This is a genomic window from Sphingobacterium sp. UBA6320, assembly GCF_002440335.1.
In the GTDB taxonomy this organism is placed as follows: domain Bacteria; phylum Bacteroidota; class Bacteroidia; order Sphingobacteriales; family Sphingobacteriaceae; genus Sphingobacterium.
The window spans coordinates 255,866-276,681 of the sequence record NZ_DJTA01000028.1 but is presented as its reverse complement, the minus strand read 5'-3'; the positions used below and the strand labels follow the sequence as shown (position 1 = coordinate 276,681).

The window sequence follows — 20,816 nt, the reverse complement described above, 5'->3', positions numbered from 1 at the left end:
CACCTTATTTTCGGATAAATTCAAACTTTCCGCTAGGATCCAACTTCATTACGCTTGAAGACTTACCATCACTTTTGACATGTTGACCATATTTGACCACATAGTCTACTTGCTCTTTTATTTCTTCAGCGATGTCGTCAAAGCATGTCGGGGAAGATTGTCCGCTGATATTAGCAGATGTAGAGACCAATGGTTTTCTAAAGCGCTGTAAGAGCTGTTGACAAAAATCATGGTTTACAATGCGAATTCCGATTGAACCATCTTCTGCAATAACATTAGGCGCTAAGTTTTTAGCTGCGGAATAAACGATCGTAAGCGGCTTCTCGGTATATTCAATCAATTGGTAAGCTACTTCTGGAATTTCAGTCACGTAACTTGCCAATTGATTTTCATTATGTAGTAAAACAATAAGGCTCTTTTCTTTTCCCCGACCTTTTAACTGAAAAACTTTTTCTACAGCCTCAGGATTTGTTGCGTCACAACCTATACCCCAGATCGTATCTGTTGGGTATAGAATCAAACCGCCACTCTTGAGTACTTCTAGAGCCTGGTTAATATCATTTCTATCTACAAATTCACTCATTTTTTTAATTATATAAAATACTATACCGCTACATTATGATCACGTAGCGCATCGTTTAACGATGTTTTCTTGTCTGTAGATTCTTTACGTTTACCGATGATTAGTGCGCAAGGAACTTGGTACTCTCCAGCCGGAAATTTTTTCGTGTATGAACCAGGGATCACAACAGAACGAGCAGGCACATAACCTTTGTATTCGACAGGTTCAGGACCAGATACATCAATGATTTTAGTTGATGCTGTTAAGACAACATTCGCACCTAATACTGCTTCAGTTTCAACGCGGATACCTTCCACAACGATAGCTCTAGAACCAACAAATACATTGTCTTCGATGATTACTGGAGCTGCTTGTACAGGTTCCAATACGCCACCGATACCAACACCACCACTTAAGTGAACGTTTTTACCAATTTGTGCACAAGAACCAACAGTAGCCCATGTATCCACCATGGTACCTTCTCCTACATAAGCACCAATATTGACATACGAAGGCATTAAGATAACACCTTTTGCTAAATAAGCTCCTAAGCGAGCAGAAGCACCAGGAACAACACGAACACCAATTTCTTTGTAGTTCGTTTTTAATTTCATTTTATCGTAGTAAACAAAAGGACCAGCAGTTGATTCACTCATTTCACGAATAGGGAAATATAAAATAACAGCTTTTTTAATCCAATCATTGACATGCCATCTCGTACCAATAGGTTCAGCAACCCTCAATTCACCAGCGTCAAGTTTTAAGATTACTGTACGAATAGCCTCTGCATATTCTTTATATTCTAGAAGTAGTCTATCCTCCCAGGCATCTTCAATAAGTTTTTTTAATTGATCAACCATCTTTTATAATTCAAAATTATCAGTTCTTTTTATTGAAGACAAATATGTTAAAATTTGTTCAATTTATAATGCATAATAAGCAGATTTTAAGTCTTTATGACTATTTTTGTACAAATGGCAACAGAAACTGAAAAACTTCGAATCGATAAATATTTGTGGTCAATCCGTCTTTTCAAAACACGTAGTTTGGCAACTGAAGCTTGTAAAGCGGGTCGGGTAAAATTGAACGGGCAGAATATAAAGGCTTCGTATGTGGTGAAAGTTGGAGAAATCTATCAGGTCCAGAAAGGTATTGAACGTAAGGTAGTCAAAGTTTTAGGGCTTCTGGAAAGAAGGGTAGATGCTAAAACAGCGGTACAATTTTATGAAGATTTAACTCCTGAAGAGGAAACCTCAGCCTACAAATCGGCTTTCCATGCTCCCATTCTTAAAAGAGATCGAGGTACGGGTAGACCGACTAAAAGAGATCGTCGTGAGATCGATGATTTAAAAGAAGACTGGTGGGAAGATGAAGGTAAAAACTAATCTATATAAAAAAATATAAAATAAAAGAAGCTACCGAGGTAGCTTTTTCTATTTTATATGATTTACGACATCGTCAAAATCAATATCGCCATGTGAAGCATTGAAAATACAAGTTTTGCCTTTTATGATCAAGAGTTGTGGTGATTGATGCTCCACGTTCCAGATGGAAGCAATCTGATTAGAAATTTCGCGGAACGACAGCAGATCTAAGTAATAAACATCATAAGACTTATCCGTCAGGTTCGCAAAGCGCTCAAAGTTTTTCTTGGCCATGCCGCTGATACCACAAGTAGTGCTGTGTTTGAAAATGGCAGATACTTGATCGCTATTCAATATTTCTTGTAGTTGGTCTAAACTATTAAGAGGAATCCAGTTAATCATATTATAAATCAGTAAATTTTGAAGCTTCTACCTGTTCAAAGGTAGAAACGGTTGTAAATGTACAGCTTTTCTTTTTATTGTTGATCGCAACAAATAAAGTCGGTAGTCTCAAACCTGATCCCGTATCTTTATACTGATCAATTTGATAGCTTATTGTATTGATACTATTTTCGAATACTTTTATTTCGCCGTTATTTTCATGAATCATGAGGTTCCCTCTGATTGGGCTATTATAAAAATTTCCGTTGTAGGTCACAGAGGTACTCAAGAGCTTTTCACTATTTAAAAGCTTCGCAGTGGTATTCGAAAAGTTTATTCCTTTTAGTTCTGCTATTGTGGGCAGCAAGAGTAGTTGTAAGTCTCCATTGATCTGTTGCCTGATGTCCTCTTGCAATGCCGACTCTTGGGTGCTTACATCAACCGCATTAACAAAAAATTTAAGTGATTTCTTAGTTTTGAAATTGAATAAGTAGACTAGTTTTTCATTTTTTTTAGATTGCCCTTCAAATCGACATTCACCAGTTTCCCGATTCCACAATAAGGAACGTTCGGCCTCATTATTTAATAGATTGGCGTTGTCATTTCCGTTACAAGAAAATAATAAAAATTTTGTTTCCTGCCAGATATCGTTTCCGCCTATTGAAGACCAAAGCTTCGCAGGGATACTCGTCTCTTGTGCTACCGCTATGGCAAAATTAACTTGCACAATGAGGTAAAAGAAAATAATTTTTACTGTAGTTTTCATGATATGAATCTTTATAAAAGATAAAATCGACTTAGACATCTCTTACAGGATACCTAAGTCGATCAAATACTATAGAGATAACAATATTATCTTATTCTTGTTTGCATGTGTGTGCCAAGCCTTCACATATTTTAGCATAAGCACCTACAAAGTCAATGACTGATACTTTTTTTTGGTAAAAAAGTAAAATTAGTTTTGTGAACTAATTTGTGCCATTTGAATTGCTGTAATCGCAGCCTCTTCACCTTTGTTTCCGTGTTGGCCACCAGCTCTATCTAATGCTTGTTGTTGATTGTCAGTGGTCAATACACCAAAAATAACAGGTTTATTGTACTTCAATGCCACATTACTGATTCCGTTGGCTACGGCGTCACAGATGAAGTCAAAATGACGAGTCTCTCCTTGGATTACACATCCCAAACAGATAATTGCATCAAGGGAATCATCGCGTAATAAAATATCAGCGCCGGTTATTAATTCGAAGCTGCCCGGAACTTCGATGATTTTAATATTTTCTTCTTGTGCTCCATGCTTTTCCAATCCAGAAATTGCACCATTTAAAAGAGCCCCAGTGATCTCAGCATTCCATTGTGCTACTACAATCCCAAATTTAAAAGGATTTGCATTTGCGACTTTTATGTGTGAGAAGTCTGATAAATTTTTAATGCTACTTGCCATATTGAAACAAACTTAGATAAATTTGCTTAGATACACAATACAATAGCGTTCATCTAAGAGTAAATTTATTCTTTCAAATCAATATCGTTTATCAGCCACACGGATGATTTAGCTCCTCGACATCGATGGATGACAGACATTGTAAAGTGATGGTTTTATCCGGGTTATACAGCACAAAAAAAAGGTCGCTTTTTGAGCGACCTTCTATATGATGCAACATCATAAATACTATAAATGCGCCTGTACACGACCGATAGGTCCGTCTATCATAGCAGCTTCTTGACTTTCAGGAAAGTCTGATTTTATCTTCTTATAAGTTTCTTCAGCTTGTTTATATTCATTCTGTGCCTCGTAAACTAATCCTAATTTTTTCAAAAATAATGGAGTAGTATAAGAGTTTGAAGATTTGTCAGCCGCTTCTTTATAAAAACCAGCTGCTTTTTTATAATCTTTCAATTCTGAATAAACATCACCTTTTAATCCAATAACCAAAGGATCTAGAATGGTACTACCTGTTGAAGAATAGTTTTCCAATGCTTCAATAGCTTCATTGTACTTACCTTGACGTAAATATAATCCACCTAAATAGGCATTAGCAATATTGGCTGATTTTGTATTTGAATATTCATCAGCAATTTCTTTAAATCCTAAGAAAGAACCATCACCTTCAATAGCACGATTTTGTAATGAATCTATTGTTGCATATTCTTCCGCTTTAAATATTTCATTCGCTGCTTTTTCAGCTCTTGGTTGTAGATAAAGTTTTTGATATCCAAAATACAATATAATTAACACAAAAATACCACCTACAATAAAAGTGATGCTTTTTTGATTGTCCTGAAAAGATGAACCTTGTGAAGGTTTATTCGCTTGTCCAGCGTTATTTTGGTTTTGATTTTTAGACATTATGATTCAATGAAAAAATATAGATTGCAAAAATACAATTTTACTGTAAATATCCAAGCTTTTGTAATGATAATAAACGTTAAACTCGATTTATCGGATTTTGCTCAGCCTCAATTTCTTTATCTATTTGTTCGTAGATTGAGTTTTGGCTTTTAAACTCAGGTACAATTCTTTTCATCTCTAATACGACATCATGTCTATTTTGATGCTTAATACCAGCTATTAAAACTTCAATATGATTATTTATCTGTTGAAAATCATTTTCTCTCACTTTTGCGATCATGATCTTTTTATGGTGCGTTGGCATCGTATTTTCCAGATCGTTGAGTAGTTCCTCATACAGTTTTTCCCCAGGTCGCAGTCCTGTAAACTTAATTTCAATATCCTCGTTTGGAATAAAGCCAGAAAGCTTGATCATTTTATTGGCCAATTCGATGATTTTAACAGATTTGCCCATATCAAACACGAATATTTCTCCCCCTTCGCCCATTGATCCCGCTTCAAGCACCAATTGACAAGCTTCGGGTATGGTCATAAAATAACGTGTGATCTCGGGGTGGGTGACCGTTACAGGCCCCCCCTTTTCGATCTGGTCTCTAAAACGTGGGATCACAGATCCGTTAGAACCTAGGACGTTGCCAAATCGTGTCGTAATGAATTTAGTCTTTGCATTTAGATGCCCATTGTTTTGTAAGAAATGATTGAAAGACTGCACGTAGATTTCGGCAATTCTTTTTGTCGCACCCATGATATTGGTTGGGTTGACCGCTTTATCCGTGGAAACAAACACAAACTTATCCGCATTATACTCCACAGCAAGGTTGGCAATATTTTTAGTGCCGACAACATTGGTATGCACTGCTTCCAAAGGATGATTTTCCATCATGGGAACATGCTTGTACGCTGCTGCGTGATAGACATAATGTGGTTTGAAAGTCTCAAACATCAGTTTCATACGGTCTAGACTCCGAACGTCACCAATAAAAGAATGATACACTTGGAGCGGAAATTCATCCTGCAAATCCAGTTGTAAATTGTGAAGTGGCGATTCAGCTTGATCACAAAGGATGATCATCTGTGGTTCAAATTTGCCCAATTGTCTTGCGATCTCACTCCCGATAGATCCGGCAGCTCCCGTTACTAATACGCGCTTGCCCTTTAATTGGCTTAAAATATTACTATTGCTTATTTTAATGGGAGCGCGCTCCAATAAGTCTTCAATTTTTATTTTTTGAATTTGGTTTGGATTTAATTCCCCGTTCATTATTTTTTTAACAGAAGGTAAGGTCAATATAGCGACCTTTTTTTCCAAACAAACATCAATAACATCAGTTTTTGATTCCAAAGGTATGTTGTGAGAAGCGATAATCACTTCTTCAATATTCAAATTGATGATGACTTGACCCAATTTCTTTGGATCAAAAATTTTGATACCATCAATGACTTTTCCAATTTTCTGCTCATTGTCGTCTAAATAACCAACAATTGCATTTTTCGAACGGATATCATGATCTAAAGTCCTTTTGACGGCAATTCCCAAATCCCCAGCTCCATATATCAACGTGTTACGTCTGTCACTTCTGATATTTTTGGTATAGACAAAAAATATTTTAATGAACGTTCGGTAGGTTGTAAGTAGTAAGAAACAGAATAATGCATATAAAATAACGAGTGAGGCTGATATGGTATGATGATCTCCAGTGGCCAATAACACGGTTTTAATCACTAAAAAGACAAACACTGCAAAAACAATCGCCGTTAAAATTCGAATGGAGTCCACTGCACTTGTATATCGGATGATACCCGTGTGCATCTTGAATAAATAAAACGAAGATGCCGTCACACTTATTACATAAATAAGCCTAATGGCAAATTCAGATGTATTGATAAACGCAAAGTCAAAACTGTAATAGATAATGTTTGCTAGTGTAAAAGCAAATATGGCCGTGAAAATATCTAATACAAAAATGATCCATCGAGGAACAATATTAAGTTTGTTAAACATAGGTTTGTTTTAGTGTTTTAGTTTCACAAATGTAGTTTTTTTTCTAATGTACTAACTACATAACCACTTAATTTCTTTTGCTTAGCTTAAATAAAAATAGTAAATTTAAAAAGTAATGCATAAAATAAATGAGTGAGTTAAGTAAATTGGCAAGTCAGGCAATGATACAGCCTCAAGAGACTTTATCGGCGACGGCTTCACGGGAAAAAAGATTGTTTATTGGTGTGCCCAAGGAAATTGCATTTCAAGAAAGAAGGATTTGCTTAACACCATTATCGGTCGGTCTTTTGGTAGAAAATGGTCATGAGGTTGTCATGGAGACAGGTGCAGGATTGGGGTCTAATTTTTTGGATCATCATTATAGTGAACAAGGAGCTCGAATTGTATCTTCTGCACAGGAAGTGTATCAAGCAGACTGTATCGTCAAAATATCTGCTCCCACCCTAAAAGAAGTAGGGATGATGAAGCCCAATCAAATTTTGATGTCCTCATTACAACCTTCGCTATTGGAACTACCTGTTCTTCGTGCACTTATCCAAAAAAAAATTACGGCTTTATCGTTCGAGTATTTACGTGATGAAGGAGGTTGTTTAGCTGTCGTTAGAGCTATGGGCGAAATCGTAGGGGCTACATCAACATTAATCGCTTCGGAGTACTTAAGTAATAGTTTTGGTGGAAAAGGATTGATGTTAGGAGGTATCACTGGAGTACCGCCCACAGAAATGGTCATCATAGGTGCTGGTACTGTAGGCGAATATGCAGCCCGTACTGCGATCGCTTTGGGAGCTCAGGTGAAAGTTTTTGACAATTCTATTTATAAGCTAAGGCGATTACAGAATAATTTAGGAAGTCCCGTATACACCTCTATAATACAACCTGCTATTTTAAATAAGGCTGTCAGAACTTGCGATGTTGTTATCGGTGCATTACGTTCAAAGACGGGGCGTACTCCTTGTGTCATATCGGAAGAAACAGTATCTGAAATGAAACCAAATGCCGTTGTCATCGATGTTAGTATTGATCAAGGTGGCTGTTTTGAAACATCAAATATTACTTCCCATGATGAACCAACATTCAGAAAATATGATGTCATTCACTATTGTGTACCCAATATCGCTTCGAGGGTAGCTCGATCTGCAACCTATGCCCTGACTAATATCTTTACACCAATATTACTCGATATTGCAGAGCAAGGTGGATTGAAAAATGTCATCTGGAAAAGCGCCGGGATTAGGAGTGCGACATACCTTTATCAAGGCATATTAACCAATAAGGACATTGCTTCTAAATTTGAAATGACAGCAAAAGATCTGGATTTAATAATCGTTACCAATTTGTAATACATGAAATTTACGTTGATGATCTTACTCTTTTCAATCGCTTTTCAAGCCTCTGCTCAAGAGAGGTTTGCCTTGTACAAGGATGCGATTCCAAATGCTATTCGTACCGATACGGCAAAGTTTAACCGAAATATCCCCGAAATATTTGTGTACAAACCTTCCCAAGCTGTAGATAAGCACACGGGAATCTTGATTATACCTGGTGGAGGATATTCACATATTGCGATGGATCATGAAGGTCATGATGTGGCCAAGGAATTGATAAAATCGGGGTTTACAGCATTTGTACTTAAATATAGACTTCCTTCTCCCAATATTATGGTCGACAAAAGTATTGGACCTATTCAAGATGCGCAACGTGCGATGCAGTGGATCCGAAACGATTTCCCTTCATTGAGCAAAGTTGGAGTTATCGGATTTTCGGCAGGAGGGCACTTAGCATCGACTTTACTCACTAAATCAGATCAGGCTTTCATTGCCAATCCCACAAATTTATCTTTAGCTCCTGACTTTGCAGGTCTGATCTATCCGGTTATTTCCATGCAGGATAGCATTACCCATAAAGGTTCCCGAACGAATCTGCTTGGAGAAAATCCTTCTTTAGAAAAGAAAGCCGAATTTTCTGCAGAACATAACGTGACAGCTAAACTTTGTCCTGTATTTTTTGTGCATGCAAAAGATGATAAAGCAGTGCCTATAGAAAATAGTTACGTCATGATGGCAGCATTAGATCAAGCCCACGTTAAGAATGAGCTATTAACATACGAAGAGGGCGGGCACGGTTTTGGAATGATTAATAAAACAAGTTCAGTAGCATGGTTAGCTCAATTTATGGATTGGGTCGATCATTTGTAAAACAAGAAAACGTAATGAAGTATATTTTAGGATTGGTATGTGTTTTTTTGTTTTGTGTATCACAAGCACAAACAGCTGAAAGCGGATGGAAAGTTGCCCTTCATGAACCTGCGCCCGAATTTGCCGTTCCTAATAAAAATGGTGAACTGGTTTCTAGTGCAGATCTAAAGGGTAAGATTGTCCTGCTTAACTTTTTTGCTACCTGGTGCCCACCATGTAGAGAGGAATTGCCGAGGTTGCAAAAGGAAATATGGGAAAAATATAAAGAGCACCCAAAGTTTGCCTTGTTGGTCTTGGCAAGAGAGCAAAATTGGGATAAGATTGATCCCTTTGTTTCTGAACATCAGTTTACCTTACCTATTTATCCCGATCTCAAAAGAAACGTATTTGGTCTATTTGCAGAGCAAGGTATTCCACGAAATGTTATTCTCGATACACAGGGTCATATCATTTATCAGTCCGTAGGCTATGAAGAAAAGGAGTTTAATCAACTCATTGCTCTTTTAGATAGCCTATTGCTTAAAGACTAATATATTTCTCAATTTTTACTGTTACATCGGCACCTATCTGTAAGGAAGTAGGAGTTATACTGATGGCATGTAGTTGAAGATCAGAATTAGCCACTACTAGTTCATAATAAAACCCCCTAAAACGGATATCGATCATTTTAAAACCTCCAGTCGTACTTGAAGGTAAGACGGATATCCATTCTTGATGGATGATGATCGTCGAGTCACTATCGATACCAAGTGCTTTTGCCGCCTCACTACTCAATATATTGCTTTTGGCCAATAAGAGTGCTGTATAAGGATTGGTGGGTTTGTCGTACAGTTCACGAGGATGTCCTTGATCTAATATCTGACCATCTTTCATGACGATAAGATCGTCCGCCAATGCTAAGACTTCAGTTGGATCATGGGATACCAGGATGATGGTAAGACCAGTGTCGACCACAATTTGCTTGATATCTTGTTGCAACGTATCTCTAAAGGAAGCATCGACCTGATTGAAGGGCTCGTCCATCAATAGTACCTGAGGATCATTGACCAATGCTCTGCAGATGGCAACGCGTTGTTTTTCACCGCCACTGATGTCTGCGATTCTTTTCTTAGCAAGATGGTCAATTCGTAAGCGTTTGAGAATAGCAGAAGTTTTACTTTGCTTAGCTTCTATATTGGTATTCGGCAACTGCGAAGCTACATTGTCCCACACATTGGCAAATGTATTTAAATCATCAAAACCCTGAGACACCAGTTTCATATCTTGATGTCCAGGTATCAATTTGTCTTTTCTAGTGGGTACCAACCATCCTTTATAGCGAACTTCGCCACTTAAAGGCTCCAAAAGACCATAGATTAATCGCAGAAGCGTACTTTTCCCACTTCCAGATTCACCAATAATTGCTGTGATTTTACCTTCTTGTATACCTAAGTTTGCTTGCGATACGGCTAAATATTCAGCACGCTCTGAAAATGAAAAACTAAGATTTTCAAGGTGGATATAAGGAAGTCCGGTGACTTCTTGATCAAAGGGAACGTACTGACATGAAGATTGTAACATAGTATGCAAAATAAAAAGCCGAATGTATTAATTCGGCTTAAAATTAAGCATTTTAATATTATTCTACTCTAAAAACCTAATGTTAGACCAAAAGTAAAATTATTTAAACCGTCTTGATTTGGGCTGTTTTCAAACATATCGTTGAAATAGTATTTGACAAAAACTCCCATAGAATCATAGCCTAGCCTTGCAAATGCCCCATATTGAAAACTCGCCAAGTTATAGTTGTCCTTAAATTTTTGACTACCTTGCTCACGACTTTTTAGACGCTGGCTTCCTTTTATTAAGATTCCGGTCATGGCTCCAAAAGCAAGTTTGGCGCGATCACCATTTCTAAATTTTTTACTTCTCAGTTCAAACGTCAATGGAACACGTAGATAGGTGGAAGTGAATACATTTTTCTTATAAGTGATGTCATCAGGATAGGAATAGTCTAAAGGTGTCGCATCCTGATCTAATAAAACATTATGTTTTAATCTCAGATAATTCCATTCAAAACCCGTCGATATATATGTTTTGAATTGATCGCTGAAGCGAATGCCAAATTGTGCAATATCAAACCCAAAATTGGAAGCTTTCTTGTACTCTAAAAACTCGTTATTTTCATTTAAAGTGAAACTTCCGTCATTGATCAATCTTGAAAAACCCCAATCAATACGAGAAAATGTAATTCCACCGAATGTTTTCGGATACTTGGACACAGCAGGCTTGTCAGTACTGTCAGCTTTATCGCTATCTTGTTTACCTAAAATACGGGTTGAAATATTAATTTTTTTGGTGCTGTCCTGTTGTGCCTGTGCCTTTATTGCGATGCAGCAAGTTAGGATACCGGTGAATACCAACGATACGATATGTTTTTTCATATGGAAAGAGTTTATAAGGTGTTACTTTTTTCTTTTTTTATTTTTAACTAGGCTATTCAGGATATCAATCTGTAAGGATCCTTCGTCATCATTGCTGAACTGTACTTCTGCACTATTTCCCTGATTGATGGTTTTGCTGAGTACATTCAGCACTTTGGTTACCACAGTCTGTGAGTTTGTGCCGGTGGAAGCCATCATACTATTCTCCTCGTCAGGATTTTCGATCAACGGTTTGATCGGAATATATTCAAGGACATGTGCCACCTGTGTCTGTGTGTCGACAACAACCATCAGCGGTTGCTCTTTCCCCATCTTTAATCGCTCAAATGCTTGTGATGTTTGAATCGCAACGACCTTCATGTCCGTTTCAATAGCATTTGCCGAGCTGTTTTCACGCTGATTACCTTTGTTGACCGGTCTGACAGACAGCTGTACCTGCCTTTCGATGGGCAGGGGTTCTACCTTTGATGCAGCCTTTGGCGGAGTGTTCATTTCTCGATCCATTTTGCGATCGGCATATTTTATATGATCTGGTCGATTAGCTGACTGTCGTTGCAGTACAAGACTCACAATACCAATACCAACCAAGATTGCCGCTGCCATACCAATCACTTTTAGCCGAGTTGTTTTTTTGTTTATGGAGATTACTTTTTGCTCATCAAGTTCCGTTTCAATCTTTTTCCAGATATCGGTACTGGGCTGAATATCAAGTTTATTAAAATGGTCCCGAAGTAATTTATCTATGTCTTGATTTTTCATAACGTTAATGCCTCAATTTTTAATAATCTTGTTTGCAACCATTGTCTCGCTCGTGATAATTGGGATTTTGAATTTCCTTCACTAATACGGAGCATCTCTGCGATTTCCTTATGAGTATAACCTTCGATAGCATATAGATTAAATACGGTACGGTATCCGATAGGCAATTGATGTATCAGTGTTATGAGATCTTTGTAATGTAGATGATCACCCTCTGTATGATGTGTTCTTTGGTGAGCAATCTCATTTTCAAGAGGTTCTACATAGCTGATTTTATTTTTTCTTTGTACCTCAATTGCAGTGTTGACCATAATTTTTCTAATCCATCCTTCTAAAGATCCATGATCTGAAAATAAGTGCGATTTAGTGAAGACTTTTACAAAACCAATTTGAAGTATATCCTCTGCTTCCAAGCTATCATTTGCATAGCGAAGGCAGACCACATACATTTTTTTAGAAAACAATTGATACAGATGGTATTGAGCTTTTCTGTCTCCATGAAGACATTTTTTCCATATTGAATCTATACTTACGTTTTCCAAAATTTAGTCAGTTTATATTAGGAAGACGTAAGATAAAAGGCAAAGGTTGCGTGGGGTGCAACTATTTTATGATTATTTTTCTGCTGGTCGATGAGGTGATCTCAATTTCGATTGTTTTAGCATCATCAGGCAGCAAGTTGGGGATTCTATTAGGCCACTCTACGAAACAATAATTTCCAGAGTAAAAATAGTCTTCATAACCGAAGTCGTAGGCTTCTTCTTCTTCTTTTATTCTGTAAAAATCGAAATGGAATATTGGACCTTGGGATGAGCTATATTCATTGACAATCGAAAACGTAGGGCTAGAAGTATTGTCTTCTACCTCTAGTACCTTACAAAGCGCCTTTATAAAGGTTGTTTTGCCTGCGCCCATATTTCCGTAAAAAAGAAAAACGCGGTCATCAGGAAAAGAATTTAAAAGGAGTTTTGCAGCATGATCTAACTCCGATAGTTGATTGACTTCGATTACCATGCTGCAAAATTAGTTATTTGGACGTATAAGTAGCAAAAGGAATAATCATTTCTTCCAATGAAATTCCTCCATGCTGAAAAGTTTCATTAAAATAATTGACAAATTGGTTGTAATTGTTTGGATATACAAAATAAGACTCCTCTTTGGCAAATACGAAACAAGAACTCATATGTAACTTTGGAAGTTGTGCGTCATGTGGATTTTTGATAAAAAAAACGTCCTTATCAATAAAGTTTAAGTTTTTACCCTGTTTGTACCTCAAGTTGGTATTGGTATTACGATCGCCCACTATTTTGCTCGGTTTTTTTACTTTTATAGTTCCATGATCAGTCGTTATGATCACCTTGACGTTGCGCTGAGATAACCATTTGAGCGCCTCAAATAAAGGAGAATGCTCAAACCAGGACAACGTCAATGAACGGTATGCCGCTTCATTATTGGCCAACTCACGGATCATAGCCATATCTGTTCTTGCGTGCGAAAGCATATCAACGAAGTTGTACACGAGAACATTGAGATTGTTTTGCATTAAGTTGCTCAGGCTGTCTACGACATCCTTTCCCTGATCTAAGGTCAATACCTTAGTATAGGAGTGTTTAATCGGTTTGCGGTATACACGTGTGATCTGATCCTCCAAAAATTTATCCTCATATAAATTTTTACCACCTTCATCTTCATCATTTTGCCACATTTTAGGAAATCTTTTCTCCATTTCTAAAGGTGTCAATCCACTAAAAATAGCGTTTCGGGCATATTGGGTAGCTGTAGGGAGAATACTGTAATAGGTATCCTCTTCTTCCAATCTAAAATAATCGGTAATCACTTCATTGATCACTTTCCATTGATCATAACGCAAATTGTCAATCAAAAAGAAAAATGTGGGTTTATCTTCTGTGAGTTGCGGAAATACCTTTTTCTTGAAAAGCTGATGAGATAAAATTGGAGACTGATCCGGATTTTTCATCCAGTTCAAGTAGTTGCGCTCGATAAACTTTGAAAACTGTACATTAGCTTCTGACTTTTGCATCTTCAAGATATCATGCATGCCAGCATCTTCTAATTTTTCTAAAGAAAGCTCCCAATATATCAGCTTTCTATAAGCCTCTATCCATTGTTTAAAATTGAGATCATCATTCAAGACCATACCCAAGTTTCTAAAATCTTGTTGATAAGCCATAGATGTTTTCTCATTCACCAGTCTTTTATTCTCTGTCAGCTTTTTGATCGTCAAGAGAATCTGTTTGGGGTTAACAGGTTTTATTAAGTAATCGTCGATTTTGGATCCAATGGCATCCTCCATGACGTGTTCTTCTTCATTTTTAGTGACCAGTACCGTTGGTACTGTCGGATTGATCGATTTTAATATCACCAATGTTTCCAGACCAGTCAAGCCGGGCATGTTTTCATCGAGGAAGACTAGATCAAATACACCTTCCTTAAACGCATCGACCGCATCATTTCCATTATTTACTGTCTTGACTTTATAACCTCTTTCCTCTAGTAAAAGAATATGAGGCTTTAAAAAGTCAATTTCATCATCTGCCCAAAGTATATGTGTTTTTTGCATGTTGTTTTATTTACTGTAATCAAAAACGATTCAATTCCTTTGTTTTTGTGTTTAGGTAGCTAGGGGAGTAATCGCGTGTTTTTTGATTTTTTATGATAATAAGTACGAACTTAAATAAAAAAGGCGCTTAGCGTATTATTTTTAACACTTGTTAACGACTTAAACTAATTATATTTGTGCTAAATATTTAACTCCTAGAAGAGAGAAATAAACTGGCTCAACTTTATTATAAAGGAGCAACAATTTTATTGGACTATTGTTTGTCGTATTAAAATAAGATATAATACATTTATAAGTTGATTAAGAAAAAGATAATAAATGACCCTGTATATGGATTTGTTTCCATACCTCCAGGATTAATTTTTGAACTCATACAGCATCCTTACTTTCAGCGTTTACGCTATATCAAGCAAGTCAGTATGACGCATTTGGTCTATCCGGGAGCTTTGCATACGCGGTTTCAGCATGCAATAGGCGCGATGCATCTCATGTCGCTAGCTTTGGAAACCCTGAAAAGCAAAGGTATCGAGATCAGTGAGCAAGAACAGGAAGCTGTGCTTGCAGCTATTCTGCTGCATGATATCGGTCACGGTCCTTTTTCTCACTCTTTGGAACATACCATTATTGATGGCGTTTCTCATGAGATGTTGTCATCGCTATTAATGGATCGTATTAATAAAGAATTTGGTGGAAAACTAGATTTGGCCATTACCATTTTTAATAATCAGTACCATCGCAATTTTTTCCATCAACTGGTTTCTGGTCAGTTGGATACCGATCGAATGGATTACTTGAATAGAGATAGTTTTTTTACAGGAGTATCGGAGGGAGTGATTTCATTTGACCGCATCATCGCCATGCTGGCCGTTGTGGATGACGAATTAGTTGTAGAAGAAAAGGGGATCTATTCCGTAGAAAAATTCTTGATTGCCAGACGATTAATGTATTGGCAGGTTTATTTGCATAAGACCGTCGTTGGTGCCGAACAGTTATTAATTAAAATACTTAAACGAGCAAAGGAACTTTCAAGTAAGGGGATCAGCCTATTTGCAACACCTGCTTTTAGGTGGTTCTTAACGCAGAAAATTGATAAAAATAATTTCTTAGCCGATGAGTTACATCTTGACTGGTTCACCCGTTTAGATGATACAGATATTATGTCTGCTATAAAAACGTGGGCGCAACATGAAGATGATATTCTGCGGGCAATGTGTCAAAAACTGATGAGTCGTGAGTTATATCGTACCATTATGAGCAATGAGCCGTTTTCGGATGAGCTGATGGATCTGGTTTATCAACGTGTAAAGGATCATTTTAAGGTAAGTGACGATGAGTTGCAATATTATGTCTTTACACAGGCCATTCACAATAGTGCATATGACCTCCATCATGATACCATTAAGATATTAATGAAGACCGGAGAGATAATTGATATTGCAGAAGCATCAGATTTATCAAATTTAGAGGCATTAGCAAAAAAAGTGCAAAAGTTTGCTCTGTGTTATCCAAAAGAGCTCGGATATATATCAATTCCATCTAAAAAATAATTAAAATATAATAAAAAAACATAGCTTTGTAGCATGCAATTTACTGCTCAACAAATAGCATCCTTATTAAATGGATCAATAGAGGGGAATCCTGATATAGAAGTCTCAAATTTAGCGAAAATAGAAGAAGCTTCTCTAGGGGATCTTTCATTTCTATCAAATCCTAAATATGAGCAATTTTTATATGAAACTAATGCTTCTATTGTCATTGTTAATGAAGATCAACAATTATTAGCGACTCCAAAATCAACGTTAACATTGATTCGTGTTAAAAATGCTTACACGGCATTCTCAACACTATTGAATCTCTATAATGAGGTCCGTTTGGACCGAAAAGGTCGAGAAGAACCATCATATGTGCATGATACGACTGAAATAGGCGAAGACGGTTATATAGGAGCTTTCGTCTATATCGGCAAGGCTTGCAAAATCGGTAAGAATGTCAAGATTTATCCTCAAGTCTATATTGGAGATCATGTCGTGATTGGAGACAATAGTACATTATTTCCTGGAGTTAAGATTTATCAAGATTGTATTTTGGGAAGCAATGTAACGGTACATTCAGGTACAGTTGTTGGATCTGATGGTTTTGGCTTTGCTCCACAGGAAGATGGTACTTATACAAAAGTTCCGCAAATCGGAAATGTAATTATTGAAGATGATATCGAAATAGGTGCTAATACGGTTATTGACCGTGCGACTATGGGTTCGACCATATTACATAAAGGGGTGAAATTGGACAACTTGATTCAAATCGCCCACAACGTGGAGATAGGGAAAAATACCGTTATAGCTGCTCAGACGGGTGTTTCTGGCAGTAGTAAAATCGGTGAAAATGTGATTTTAGGAGGTCAAGTTGGTGTGGTAGGACATATCAGTATTGCTGATCGAAGCCAGGTGCAGGCGCAGTCCGGAATCAATAGATCAATTGTGGAGGCGGATAAAAAGTGGGCAGGAAGTCCAGTTTTGGCCTATCAGTCAAATATGAGATCGCAAGTTATTTATGCGAAATTGCCTGATTTGGAAAAACGAGTGAGAGAATTAGAACGATTGTTAAAGGAAAATTTGAAATCATAAAGAACCTTATGGTCGATTTTGATTAAATATATGGTAGAAATGAATGTAAAACAAAGAACCATCAAGCAAGATGTGGTTATATCCGGAGTGGGTTTACATACAGGTAAAACTGTTTCGATGACGATAAAACCAGCTCCTGAAAATCATTGGTATAAGTTTAAAAGAATTGATTTAGATGGTCAGCCTGAAGTACTGGTTGATGCAGATAACGTGACAGATACATCAAGAGGTACAACCATTTCACAGCATGGTGCAAGTGTAAGTACCATTGAACATTTAATGGCAGCTTTAGTAGGTTTACAGATTGACAACGTATTAATCGAAATAGATGGACCTGAAGTACCTATTCTAGATGGCAGCTCAGCAATTTTTATTAAAAAATTTGAAGAAGCAGGTTTCGAAGAGTTGGACGCTGATCGTGATTATTATGAAATCACCAATAGTATTCATCATATAGAAGCCGATCGCAAAGTTGAAATCATCGCTATGCCCCTTGATGGTTATCGCTTAACATGTATGATTGATTTTAATTCTCCGGTCTTAGGAAGTCAGCATGCTGCGATTAATAAAATTGAAGACTTTTCTAAAGAAATATCCTCCTCAAGAACATTCTGTTTTTTACATGAATTAGAAATGTTGGTGGACAATGGCTTGATTAAAGGCGGCGATTTGAGTAATGCGATTGTTATCGTAGATAAAGAGACTTCTCCTGAAGAATTAAAGAAATTATCACATTTATTCAATCGTGATGATGTTACTGTCGCAAAAGAAGGTATCTTGAGCAATATTCAGTTGCGTCATCAAAATGAACCTGCACGTCACAAGTTATTGGATATGGTAGGTGACTTAGCGTTAGTAGGTAGACCATTGAAAGGACATGTCATGGCTGCAAGACCAGGACATGCTGCCAATGTGGCCTTTGCAAAGAAAATTAAAGAACAAATCCGCAAGGATAAAAATACAAAAAAGATAAAGGTATATGATCCCAATATGACACCGGTGTATGACACGGTTCAGATTATGAAGATTTTGCCTCATCGTCAACCCATGTTAATGGTTGATAAAATTTTAGAATTAACAGAAAATCATGTAGTAGGCTTGAAAAATGTGACAATGAATGAAGATTTATTCATGGGACATTTTCCTGGTGCGCCAATTTTTCCGGGTGTATTGCAGATTGAAGCTATGGCACAGACTGGAGGTATTTTAGTATTAAGTACAGTTCCGGATCCTGAAAATTGGTTGACATTATTCTTGAAAATAGAAAATGCACGCTTTAAAGTGCAAGTAAGTCCAGGTGATACGATTATTTTTAGATGTGATTTGACGGAACCTATCCGTAGAGGCATTGCAAAAATGAAGGGTGTTGCTATGGTAGGTGAAAAAGTTGTTTGCGAGGCTGAGTTAATGGCTCAGATCGTGAAAGTAAAATAATAGTAGAGATGATACAGCCGTTAGCTTATATACATCCAGAAGCAAAAATTGCTCAAAATGTTGTTGTAGAACCATTTGCTACGATCCATAAGGATGTAGTGATTGGAGAGGGAACGTGGATCGGTTCCAATGTGACAATTATGGATGGGGCACGTATTGGGAAAAATTGTAAAATTTATCCAGGAGCAGTAATTTCAGGTGAACCTCAAGATTTGAAGTTTGATGGAGAAATTACCACTGCTGAAATTGGAGATAATACGACAATTCGTGAATGCGTTACTATCAATAGAGGTACAAAGGATAGATTCCGTACCGTAATCGGTAAAAATTGCTTAATTCAGGCATATAGCCATATCGCACACGATTGTATAATAGGTGATTATTGTATATTTTCCAATAGCAGTACATTAGCTGGACATATTACTGTCGGCGATTATGTGGTCTTGGCAGGAATGGTAGCTGTGCATCAATTCTGTACCATTGGTTCGCATGCTTTTGTGACAGGTGGTACATTAGTAAGAAAAGACGTACCTCCATTTATCAAAGCTGCACGTGAACCTATTTCTTATGCTGGAATTAATTCAGTAGGTTTAAGAAGAAGAGGTTTTACAGAAGAACAAATAGCGGAAATACAAAATATTTATCGTGTATTATTTGTTCAAAATAGAAATTTAACAAAAGCAGCAGCGATCATTGAAGCAGAATTTCAGGCAACAGAAATTCGTGATGAAATCTTAGGTTTTATACGCAACTCTAATCGTGGTGTCATCAAGGGATTCAATCAAAGAGCTGTTTAATTGCAGGTATTTTGAAGATTATTTTAACAGATGTAGGTAGACGATATAATCGCGAATGGATTTTTAAGCATATCAATTATGCATTTGAATCTGGCCGATCATACGCCATACTTGGACCCAATGGTTCAGGTAAGTCAACACTGTTAAAAGTACTCTCGGGAAGTTTAACACCTTCTGCGGGAAATATTTCCTTTGAATGGAATAATAAAACAGTTGAAGCAGAAGAAATATTTCAATACCTATCTCTTGCTACTCCATATGTCGAATTAATAGAGGAATTTACGCTGCGTGAGCAGATACAATTTCATTTTAAATTTAAAAAGTACCTAGCGGGATATAGTGAGCTTGAGGTCGTTCAATTATTAGGACTTGAAAAAGCAATAGATAAAGAGCTCAAATACTTTTCATCTGGAATGAAGCAACGCGTCAAATTGGCTTTAGCTTGCTGTAGCGACTCCACAATAGTTTTGTTGGATGAGCCAACAAGTAATCTAGATCGTGCAGGAGAGGAGTGGTATCTGGCACTGGTCGATAAGACTAAGCATAGCGATAGATTGTTTATCATCTGTTCAAACCAAGAGAAAGAATATCTTTTTTGTGATCAGACATTGTCCATATCGGATTATAAAAGCTGATAATTATTAGATTTTTATAAAAAGATTAGATTGTGTAGTTTTGTAACTCAGAAAATAATTATAAAAGTTTAAATCATGGCAAAAGCATCAGACGTTAAGTCAGGAAATGTTTTAAGATTCAACGGTGAATTAGTAGCTGTTGAGGAATATATACATCGTACACCAGGTAATTTACGTGCTTTCTATCAAGCAAGAATGCGTAATGTGAAAACTGGTAAATTAGTAGAATACCGTTTTAGAGTTGACGAAAGTGTTGAAATTGCTCGTGTTGAAACAAACGATTATCAATATTTGTATGAAGAGGATGAGTTTTTCGTAGTGATGGATAATTCTACCTATGAGCAGTTCAATATTCCTAAATTTCTATTCGGAAATTCGGCACGATTCTTGAAAGAAGGTATGAACGTTATTGTCGCATTTGAAAGTGATGAGGCGATTATGGCACATGCTCCAAAGAGTGTGGAATTAGAAATTACATATACGGAGCCTGCAGTAAAAGGAGATACTTCGACAAATGCATTGAAAAATGCAACAGTAGAAACTGGAGTTGAAGTGAAAGTACCTCTTTTTATCAATCAAGGAGATAAAGTAAAAATTGATACGCAAACCGGTGATTACATCGAGCGTGTTAAATAATATAAAGATTTAGGTTTAGGTTGATTATTCGGTCTTGTTAGCACCCAGCTACAAGGCCGTTTTTTTTATT

At 36.9% G+C, this 20,816-nt stretch carries 23 protein-coding genes; 10 read left to right on the top strand and 13 right to left on the bottom strand.

From position 1 onward, the window contains the following. Positions 1–4: 4 nt before the first annotated feature. The gene (locus B3P23_RS18115) at positions 5–583 is read right to left on the bottom strand and encodes an L-threonylcarbamoyladenylate synthase (protein WP_094771912.1); all 579 of its coding nucleotides are present in this window, start codon (positions 581–583) and stop codon (positions 5–7) included. A 20-nt stretch (positions 584–603) separates the two neighbouring features. Continuing rightward, positions 604–1,422 (bottom strand): 2,3,4,5-tetrahydropyridine-2,6-dicarboxylate N-succinyltransferase, encoded by an 819-nt coding sequence (locus B3P23_RS18110; protein WP_108159274.1) that lies wholly within the window; start codon positions 1,420–1,422, stop codon positions 604–606. A 114-nt stretch (positions 1,423–1,536) separates the two neighbouring features. On the opposite strand from B3P23_RS18110, the gene B3P23_RS18105 reads away from it, so the two are divergent. Beyond that, positions 1,537–1,947: an RNA-binding S4 domain-containing protein gene (locus tag B3P23_RS18105; protein WP_045755965.1), complete on the top strand. Its 411-nt coding sequence runs from the start codon at positions 1,537–1,539 to the stop codon at positions 1,945–1,947. A 48-nt stretch (positions 1,948–1,995) separates the two neighbouring features. On the opposite strand, the gene ytxJ is transcribed toward B3P23_RS18105, so the two are convergent. The 5 genes from ytxJ to B3P23_RS18080 all read right to left on the bottom strand — a co-directional run bounded on the left by ytxJ (position 1,996) and on the right by B3P23_RS18080 (position 6,662). After that, positions 1,996–2,328, bottom strand: coding sequence for a bacillithiol system redox-active protein YtxJ (gene ytxJ, locus B3P23_RS18100; protein ID WP_052627779.1), 333 nt, complete (start codon positions 2,326–2,328; stop codon positions 1,996–1,998). A 1-nt stretch (position 2,329) separates the two neighbouring features. After that, positions 2,330–3,073 carry a hypothetical protein gene (locus B3P23_RS18095; protein WP_293928550.1) on the bottom strand — a complete coding sequence of 248 codons (744 nt, stop codon included), beginning with the start codon at positions 3,071–3,073 and terminating at the stop codon, positions 2,330–2,332. 189 nt (positions 3,074–3,262) lie between these two features. Next, positions 3,263–3,751 carry a 6,7-dimethyl-8-ribityllumazine synthase gene (gene ribH / locus B3P23_RS18090; protein ID WP_293928548.1) on the bottom strand — a complete coding sequence of 163 codons (489 nt, stop codon included), beginning with the start codon at positions 3,749–3,751 and terminating at the stop codon, positions 3,263–3,265. A gap of 228 nt (positions 3,752–3,979) precedes the next feature. Beyond that, a complete protein-coding gene (locus B3P23_RS18085; RefSeq protein WP_045752634.1) occupies positions 3,980–4,657 on the bottom strand; it encodes a tetratricopeptide repeat protein in 678 nt (225 codons plus the stop codon). A gap of 79 nt (positions 4,658–4,736) precedes the next feature. Further along, positions 4,737–6,662 (bottom strand): polysaccharide biosynthesis protein, encoded by a 1,926-nt coding sequence (locus B3P23_RS18080; RefSeq protein ID WP_045752633.1) that lies wholly within the window; start codon positions 6,660–6,662, stop codon positions 4,737–4,739. A 128-nt stretch (positions 6,663–6,790) separates the two neighbouring features. On the opposite strand from B3P23_RS18080, the gene B3P23_RS18075 reads away from it, so the two are divergent. From B3P23_RS18075 to B3P23_RS18065, 3 genes are read left to right on the top strand one after another with little or no spacing between them, the layout of a single operon-like run. Continuing rightward, entirely contained in the window at positions 6,791–8,002 is a 1,212-nt protein-coding gene (locus B3P23_RS18075; RefSeq protein WP_094771913.1) for an alanine dehydrogenase, read from the top strand. Between the two features lie 3 nt (positions 8,003–8,005). Then, positions 8,006–8,857 carry an alpha/beta hydrolase gene (locus B3P23_RS18070; RefSeq protein WP_293928544.1) on the top strand — a complete coding sequence of 284 codons (852 nt, stop codon included), beginning with the start codon at positions 8,006–8,008 and terminating at the stop codon, positions 8,855–8,857. 14 nt (positions 8,858–8,871) lie between these two features. Next, positions 8,872–9,387 carry a TlpA family protein disulfide reductase gene (locus tag B3P23_RS18065; protein ID WP_248754993.1) on the top strand — a complete coding sequence of 172 codons (516 nt, stop codon included), beginning with the start codon at positions 8,872–8,874 and terminating at the stop codon, positions 9,385–9,387. On the opposite strand, the gene B3P23_RS18060 is transcribed toward B3P23_RS18065, so the two are convergent. The 6 genes from B3P23_RS18060 to B3P23_RS18035 form a co-directional block, all read right to left on the bottom strand. After that, the gene (locus tag B3P23_RS18060) at positions 9,377–10,417 is read right to left on the bottom strand and encodes an ABC transporter ATP-binding protein (RefSeq protein WP_293928541.1); all 1,041 of its coding nucleotides are present in this window, start codon (positions 10,415–10,417) and stop codon (positions 9,377–9,379) included. The two genes, B3P23_RS18065 and B3P23_RS18060, sit on opposite strands and share 11 nt — an antisense overlap. A gap of 68 nt (positions 10,418–10,485) precedes the next feature. Then, complete coding sequence (locus B3P23_RS18055) at positions 10,486–11,280, bottom strand: outer membrane beta-barrel protein (RefSeq protein ID WP_293928539.1); 795 nt, start codon at positions 11,278–11,280, stop codon at positions 10,486–10,488. 21 nt (positions 11,281–11,301) lie between these two features. After that, a complete protein-coding gene (locus B3P23_RS18050) occupies positions 11,302–12,039 on the bottom strand; it encodes a hypothetical protein (RefSeq protein WP_293928538.1) in 738 nt (245 codons plus the stop codon). Continuing rightward, a complete protein-coding gene (locus B3P23_RS18045; protein WP_045752626.1) occupies positions 12,036–12,581 on the bottom strand; it encodes an RNA polymerase sigma factor in 546 nt (181 codons plus the stop codon). Before B3P23_RS18045 ends, B3P23_RS18050 begins: the two co-directional genes overlap by 4 nt. 61 nt (positions 12,582–12,642) lie before the next feature. Continuing rightward, positions 12,643–13,053 (bottom strand): tRNA (adenosine(37)-N6)-threonylcarbamoyltransferase complex ATPase subunit type 1 TsaE, encoded by a 411-nt coding sequence (gene tsaE, locus B3P23_RS18040; RefSeq protein ID WP_045752625.1) that lies wholly within the window; start codon positions 13,051–13,053, stop codon positions 12,643–12,645. A 13-nt stretch (positions 13,054–13,066) separates the two neighbouring features. Continuing rightward, the gene (locus B3P23_RS18035; protein ID WP_045752624.1) at positions 13,067–14,620 is read right to left on the bottom strand and encodes a PglZ domain-containing protein; all 1,554 of its coding nucleotides are present in this window, start codon (positions 14,618–14,620) and stop codon (positions 13,067–13,069) included. A gap of 296 nt (positions 14,621–14,916) precedes the next feature. On the opposite strand from B3P23_RS18035, the gene B3P23_RS18030 reads away from it, so the two are divergent. The 6 genes from B3P23_RS18030 to efp all read left to right on the top strand — a co-directional run bounded on the left by B3P23_RS18030 (position 14,917) and on the right by efp (position 20,746). Beyond that, a complete protein-coding gene (locus B3P23_RS18030) occupies positions 14,917–16,167 on the top strand; it encodes an HD domain-containing protein (RefSeq protein ID WP_045752623.1) in 1,251 nt (416 codons plus the stop codon). Between the two features lie 33 nt (positions 16,168–16,200). Continuing rightward, positions 16,201–17,244, top strand: coding sequence for a UDP-3-O-(3-hydroxymyristoyl)glucosamine N-acyltransferase (gene lpxD / locus B3P23_RS18025; protein WP_293928537.1), 1,044 nt, complete (start codon positions 16,201–16,203; stop codon positions 17,242–17,244). A 39-nt stretch (positions 17,245–17,283) separates the two neighbouring features. Beyond that, positions 17,284–18,678, top strand: a complete 1,395-nt coding sequence (locus B3P23_RS18020) for a bifunctional UDP-3-O-[3-hydroxymyristoyl] N-acetylglucosamine deacetylase/3-hydroxyacyl-ACP dehydratase (protein WP_248754989.1) — start codon at positions 17,284–17,286, stop codon at positions 18,676–18,678. Positions 18,679–18,686: 8 nt separating this feature from the next. Next, positions 18,687–19,475, top strand: a complete 789-nt coding sequence (lpxA, locus tag B3P23_RS18015; RefSeq protein WP_045752620.1) for an acyl-ACP--UDP-N-acetylglucosamine O-acyltransferase — start codon at positions 18,687–18,689, stop codon at positions 19,473–19,475. 11 nt (positions 19,476–19,486) lie between these two features. After that, positions 19,487–20,110 carry an ABC transporter ATP-binding protein gene (locus B3P23_RS18010; protein ID WP_045752619.1) on the top strand — a complete coding sequence of 208 codons (624 nt, stop codon included), beginning with the start codon at positions 19,487–19,489 and terminating at the stop codon, positions 20,108–20,110. Positions 20,111–20,185: 75 nt separating this feature from the next. Next, the gene (gene efp / locus B3P23_RS18005; protein WP_094771921.1) at positions 20,186–20,746 is read left to right on the top strand and encodes an elongation factor P; all 561 of its coding nucleotides are present in this window, start codon (positions 20,186–20,188) and stop codon (positions 20,744–20,746) included. Positions 20,747–20,816 lie beyond the last annotated feature (70 nt).

Bases quoted from the DNA above. Each gene is read 5' to 3' on its own strand.
- B3P23_RS18085 (WP_045752634.1), bottom strand. From the start codon at position 4,657: ATGTCTAAAAATCAAAACCAAAATAACGCTGGACAAGCGAATAAACCT.
- lpxA (WP_045752620.1), top strand. From the start codon at position 18,687: ATGATACAGCCGTTAGCTTATATACATCCAGAAGCAAAAATTGCTCAA.
- B3P23_RS18050 (WP_293928538.1), bottom strand. From the start codon at position 12,039: ATGAAAAATCAAGACATAGATAAATTACTTCGGGACCATTTTAATAAA.
- B3P23_RS18070 (WP_293928544.1), top strand. From the start codon at position 8,006: ATGAAATTTACGTTGATGATCTTACTCTTTTCAATCGCTTTTCAAGCC.
- B3P23_RS18110 (WP_108159274.1), bottom strand. From the start codon at position 1,422: ATGGTTGATCAATTAAAAAAACTTATTGAAGATGCCTGGGAGGATAGA.
- B3P23_RS18020 (WP_248754989.1), top strand. From the start codon at position 17,284: ATGAATGTAAAACAAAGAACCATCAAGCAAGATGTGGTTATATCCGGA.
- B3P23_RS18115 (WP_094771912.1), bottom strand. From the start codon at position 583: ATGAGTGAATTTGTAGATAGAAATGATATTAACCAGGCTCTAGAAGTA.
- B3P23_RS18075 (WP_094771913.1), top strand. From the start codon at position 6,791: ATGAGTGAGTTAAGTAAATTGGCAAGTCAGGCAATGATACAGCCTCAA.
- B3P23_RS18055 (WP_293928539.1), bottom strand. From the start codon at position 11,280: ATGAAAAAACATATCGTATCGTTGGTATTCACCGGTATCCTAACTTGC.
- ytxJ (WP_052627779.1), bottom strand. From the start codon at position 2,328: ATGATTAACTGGATTCCTCTTAATAGTTTAGACCAACTACAAGAAATA.
- B3P23_RS18065 (WP_248754993.1), top strand. From the start codon at position 8,872: ATGAAGTATATTTTAGGATTGGTATGTGTTTTTTTGTTTTGTGTATCA.
- B3P23_RS18105 (WP_045755965.1), top strand. From the start codon at position 1,537: ATGGCAACAGAAACTGAAAAACTTCGAATCGATAAATATTTGTGGTCA.
- B3P23_RS18095 (WP_293928550.1), bottom strand. From the start codon at position 3,073: ATGAAAACTACAGTAAAAATTATTTTCTTTTACCTCATTGTGCAAGTT.
- B3P23_RS18080 (WP_045752633.1), bottom strand. From the start codon at position 6,662: ATGTTTAACAAACTTAATATTGTTCCTCGATGGATCATTTTTGTATTA.
- tsaE (WP_045752625.1), bottom strand. From the start codon at position 13,053: ATGGTAATCGAAGTCAATCAACTATCGGAGTTAGATCATGCTGCAAAA.
- B3P23_RS18060 (WP_293928541.1), bottom strand. From the start codon at position 10,417: ATGTTACAATCTTCATGTCAGTACGTTCCCTTTGATCAAGAAGTCACC.
- lpxD (WP_293928537.1), top strand. From the start codon at position 16,201: ATGCAATTTACTGCTCAACAAATAGCATCCTTATTAAATGGATCAATA.
- B3P23_RS18035 (WP_045752624.1), bottom strand. From the start codon at position 14,620: ATGCAAAAAACACATATACTTTGGGCAGATGATGAAATTGACTTTTTA.
- ribH (WP_293928548.1), bottom strand. From the start codon at position 3,751: ATGGCAAGTAGCATTAAAAATTTATCAGACTTCTCACACATAAAAGTC.
- efp (WP_094771921.1), top strand. From the start codon at position 20,186: ATGGCAAAAGCATCAGACGTTAAGTCAGGAAATGTTTTAAGATTCAAC.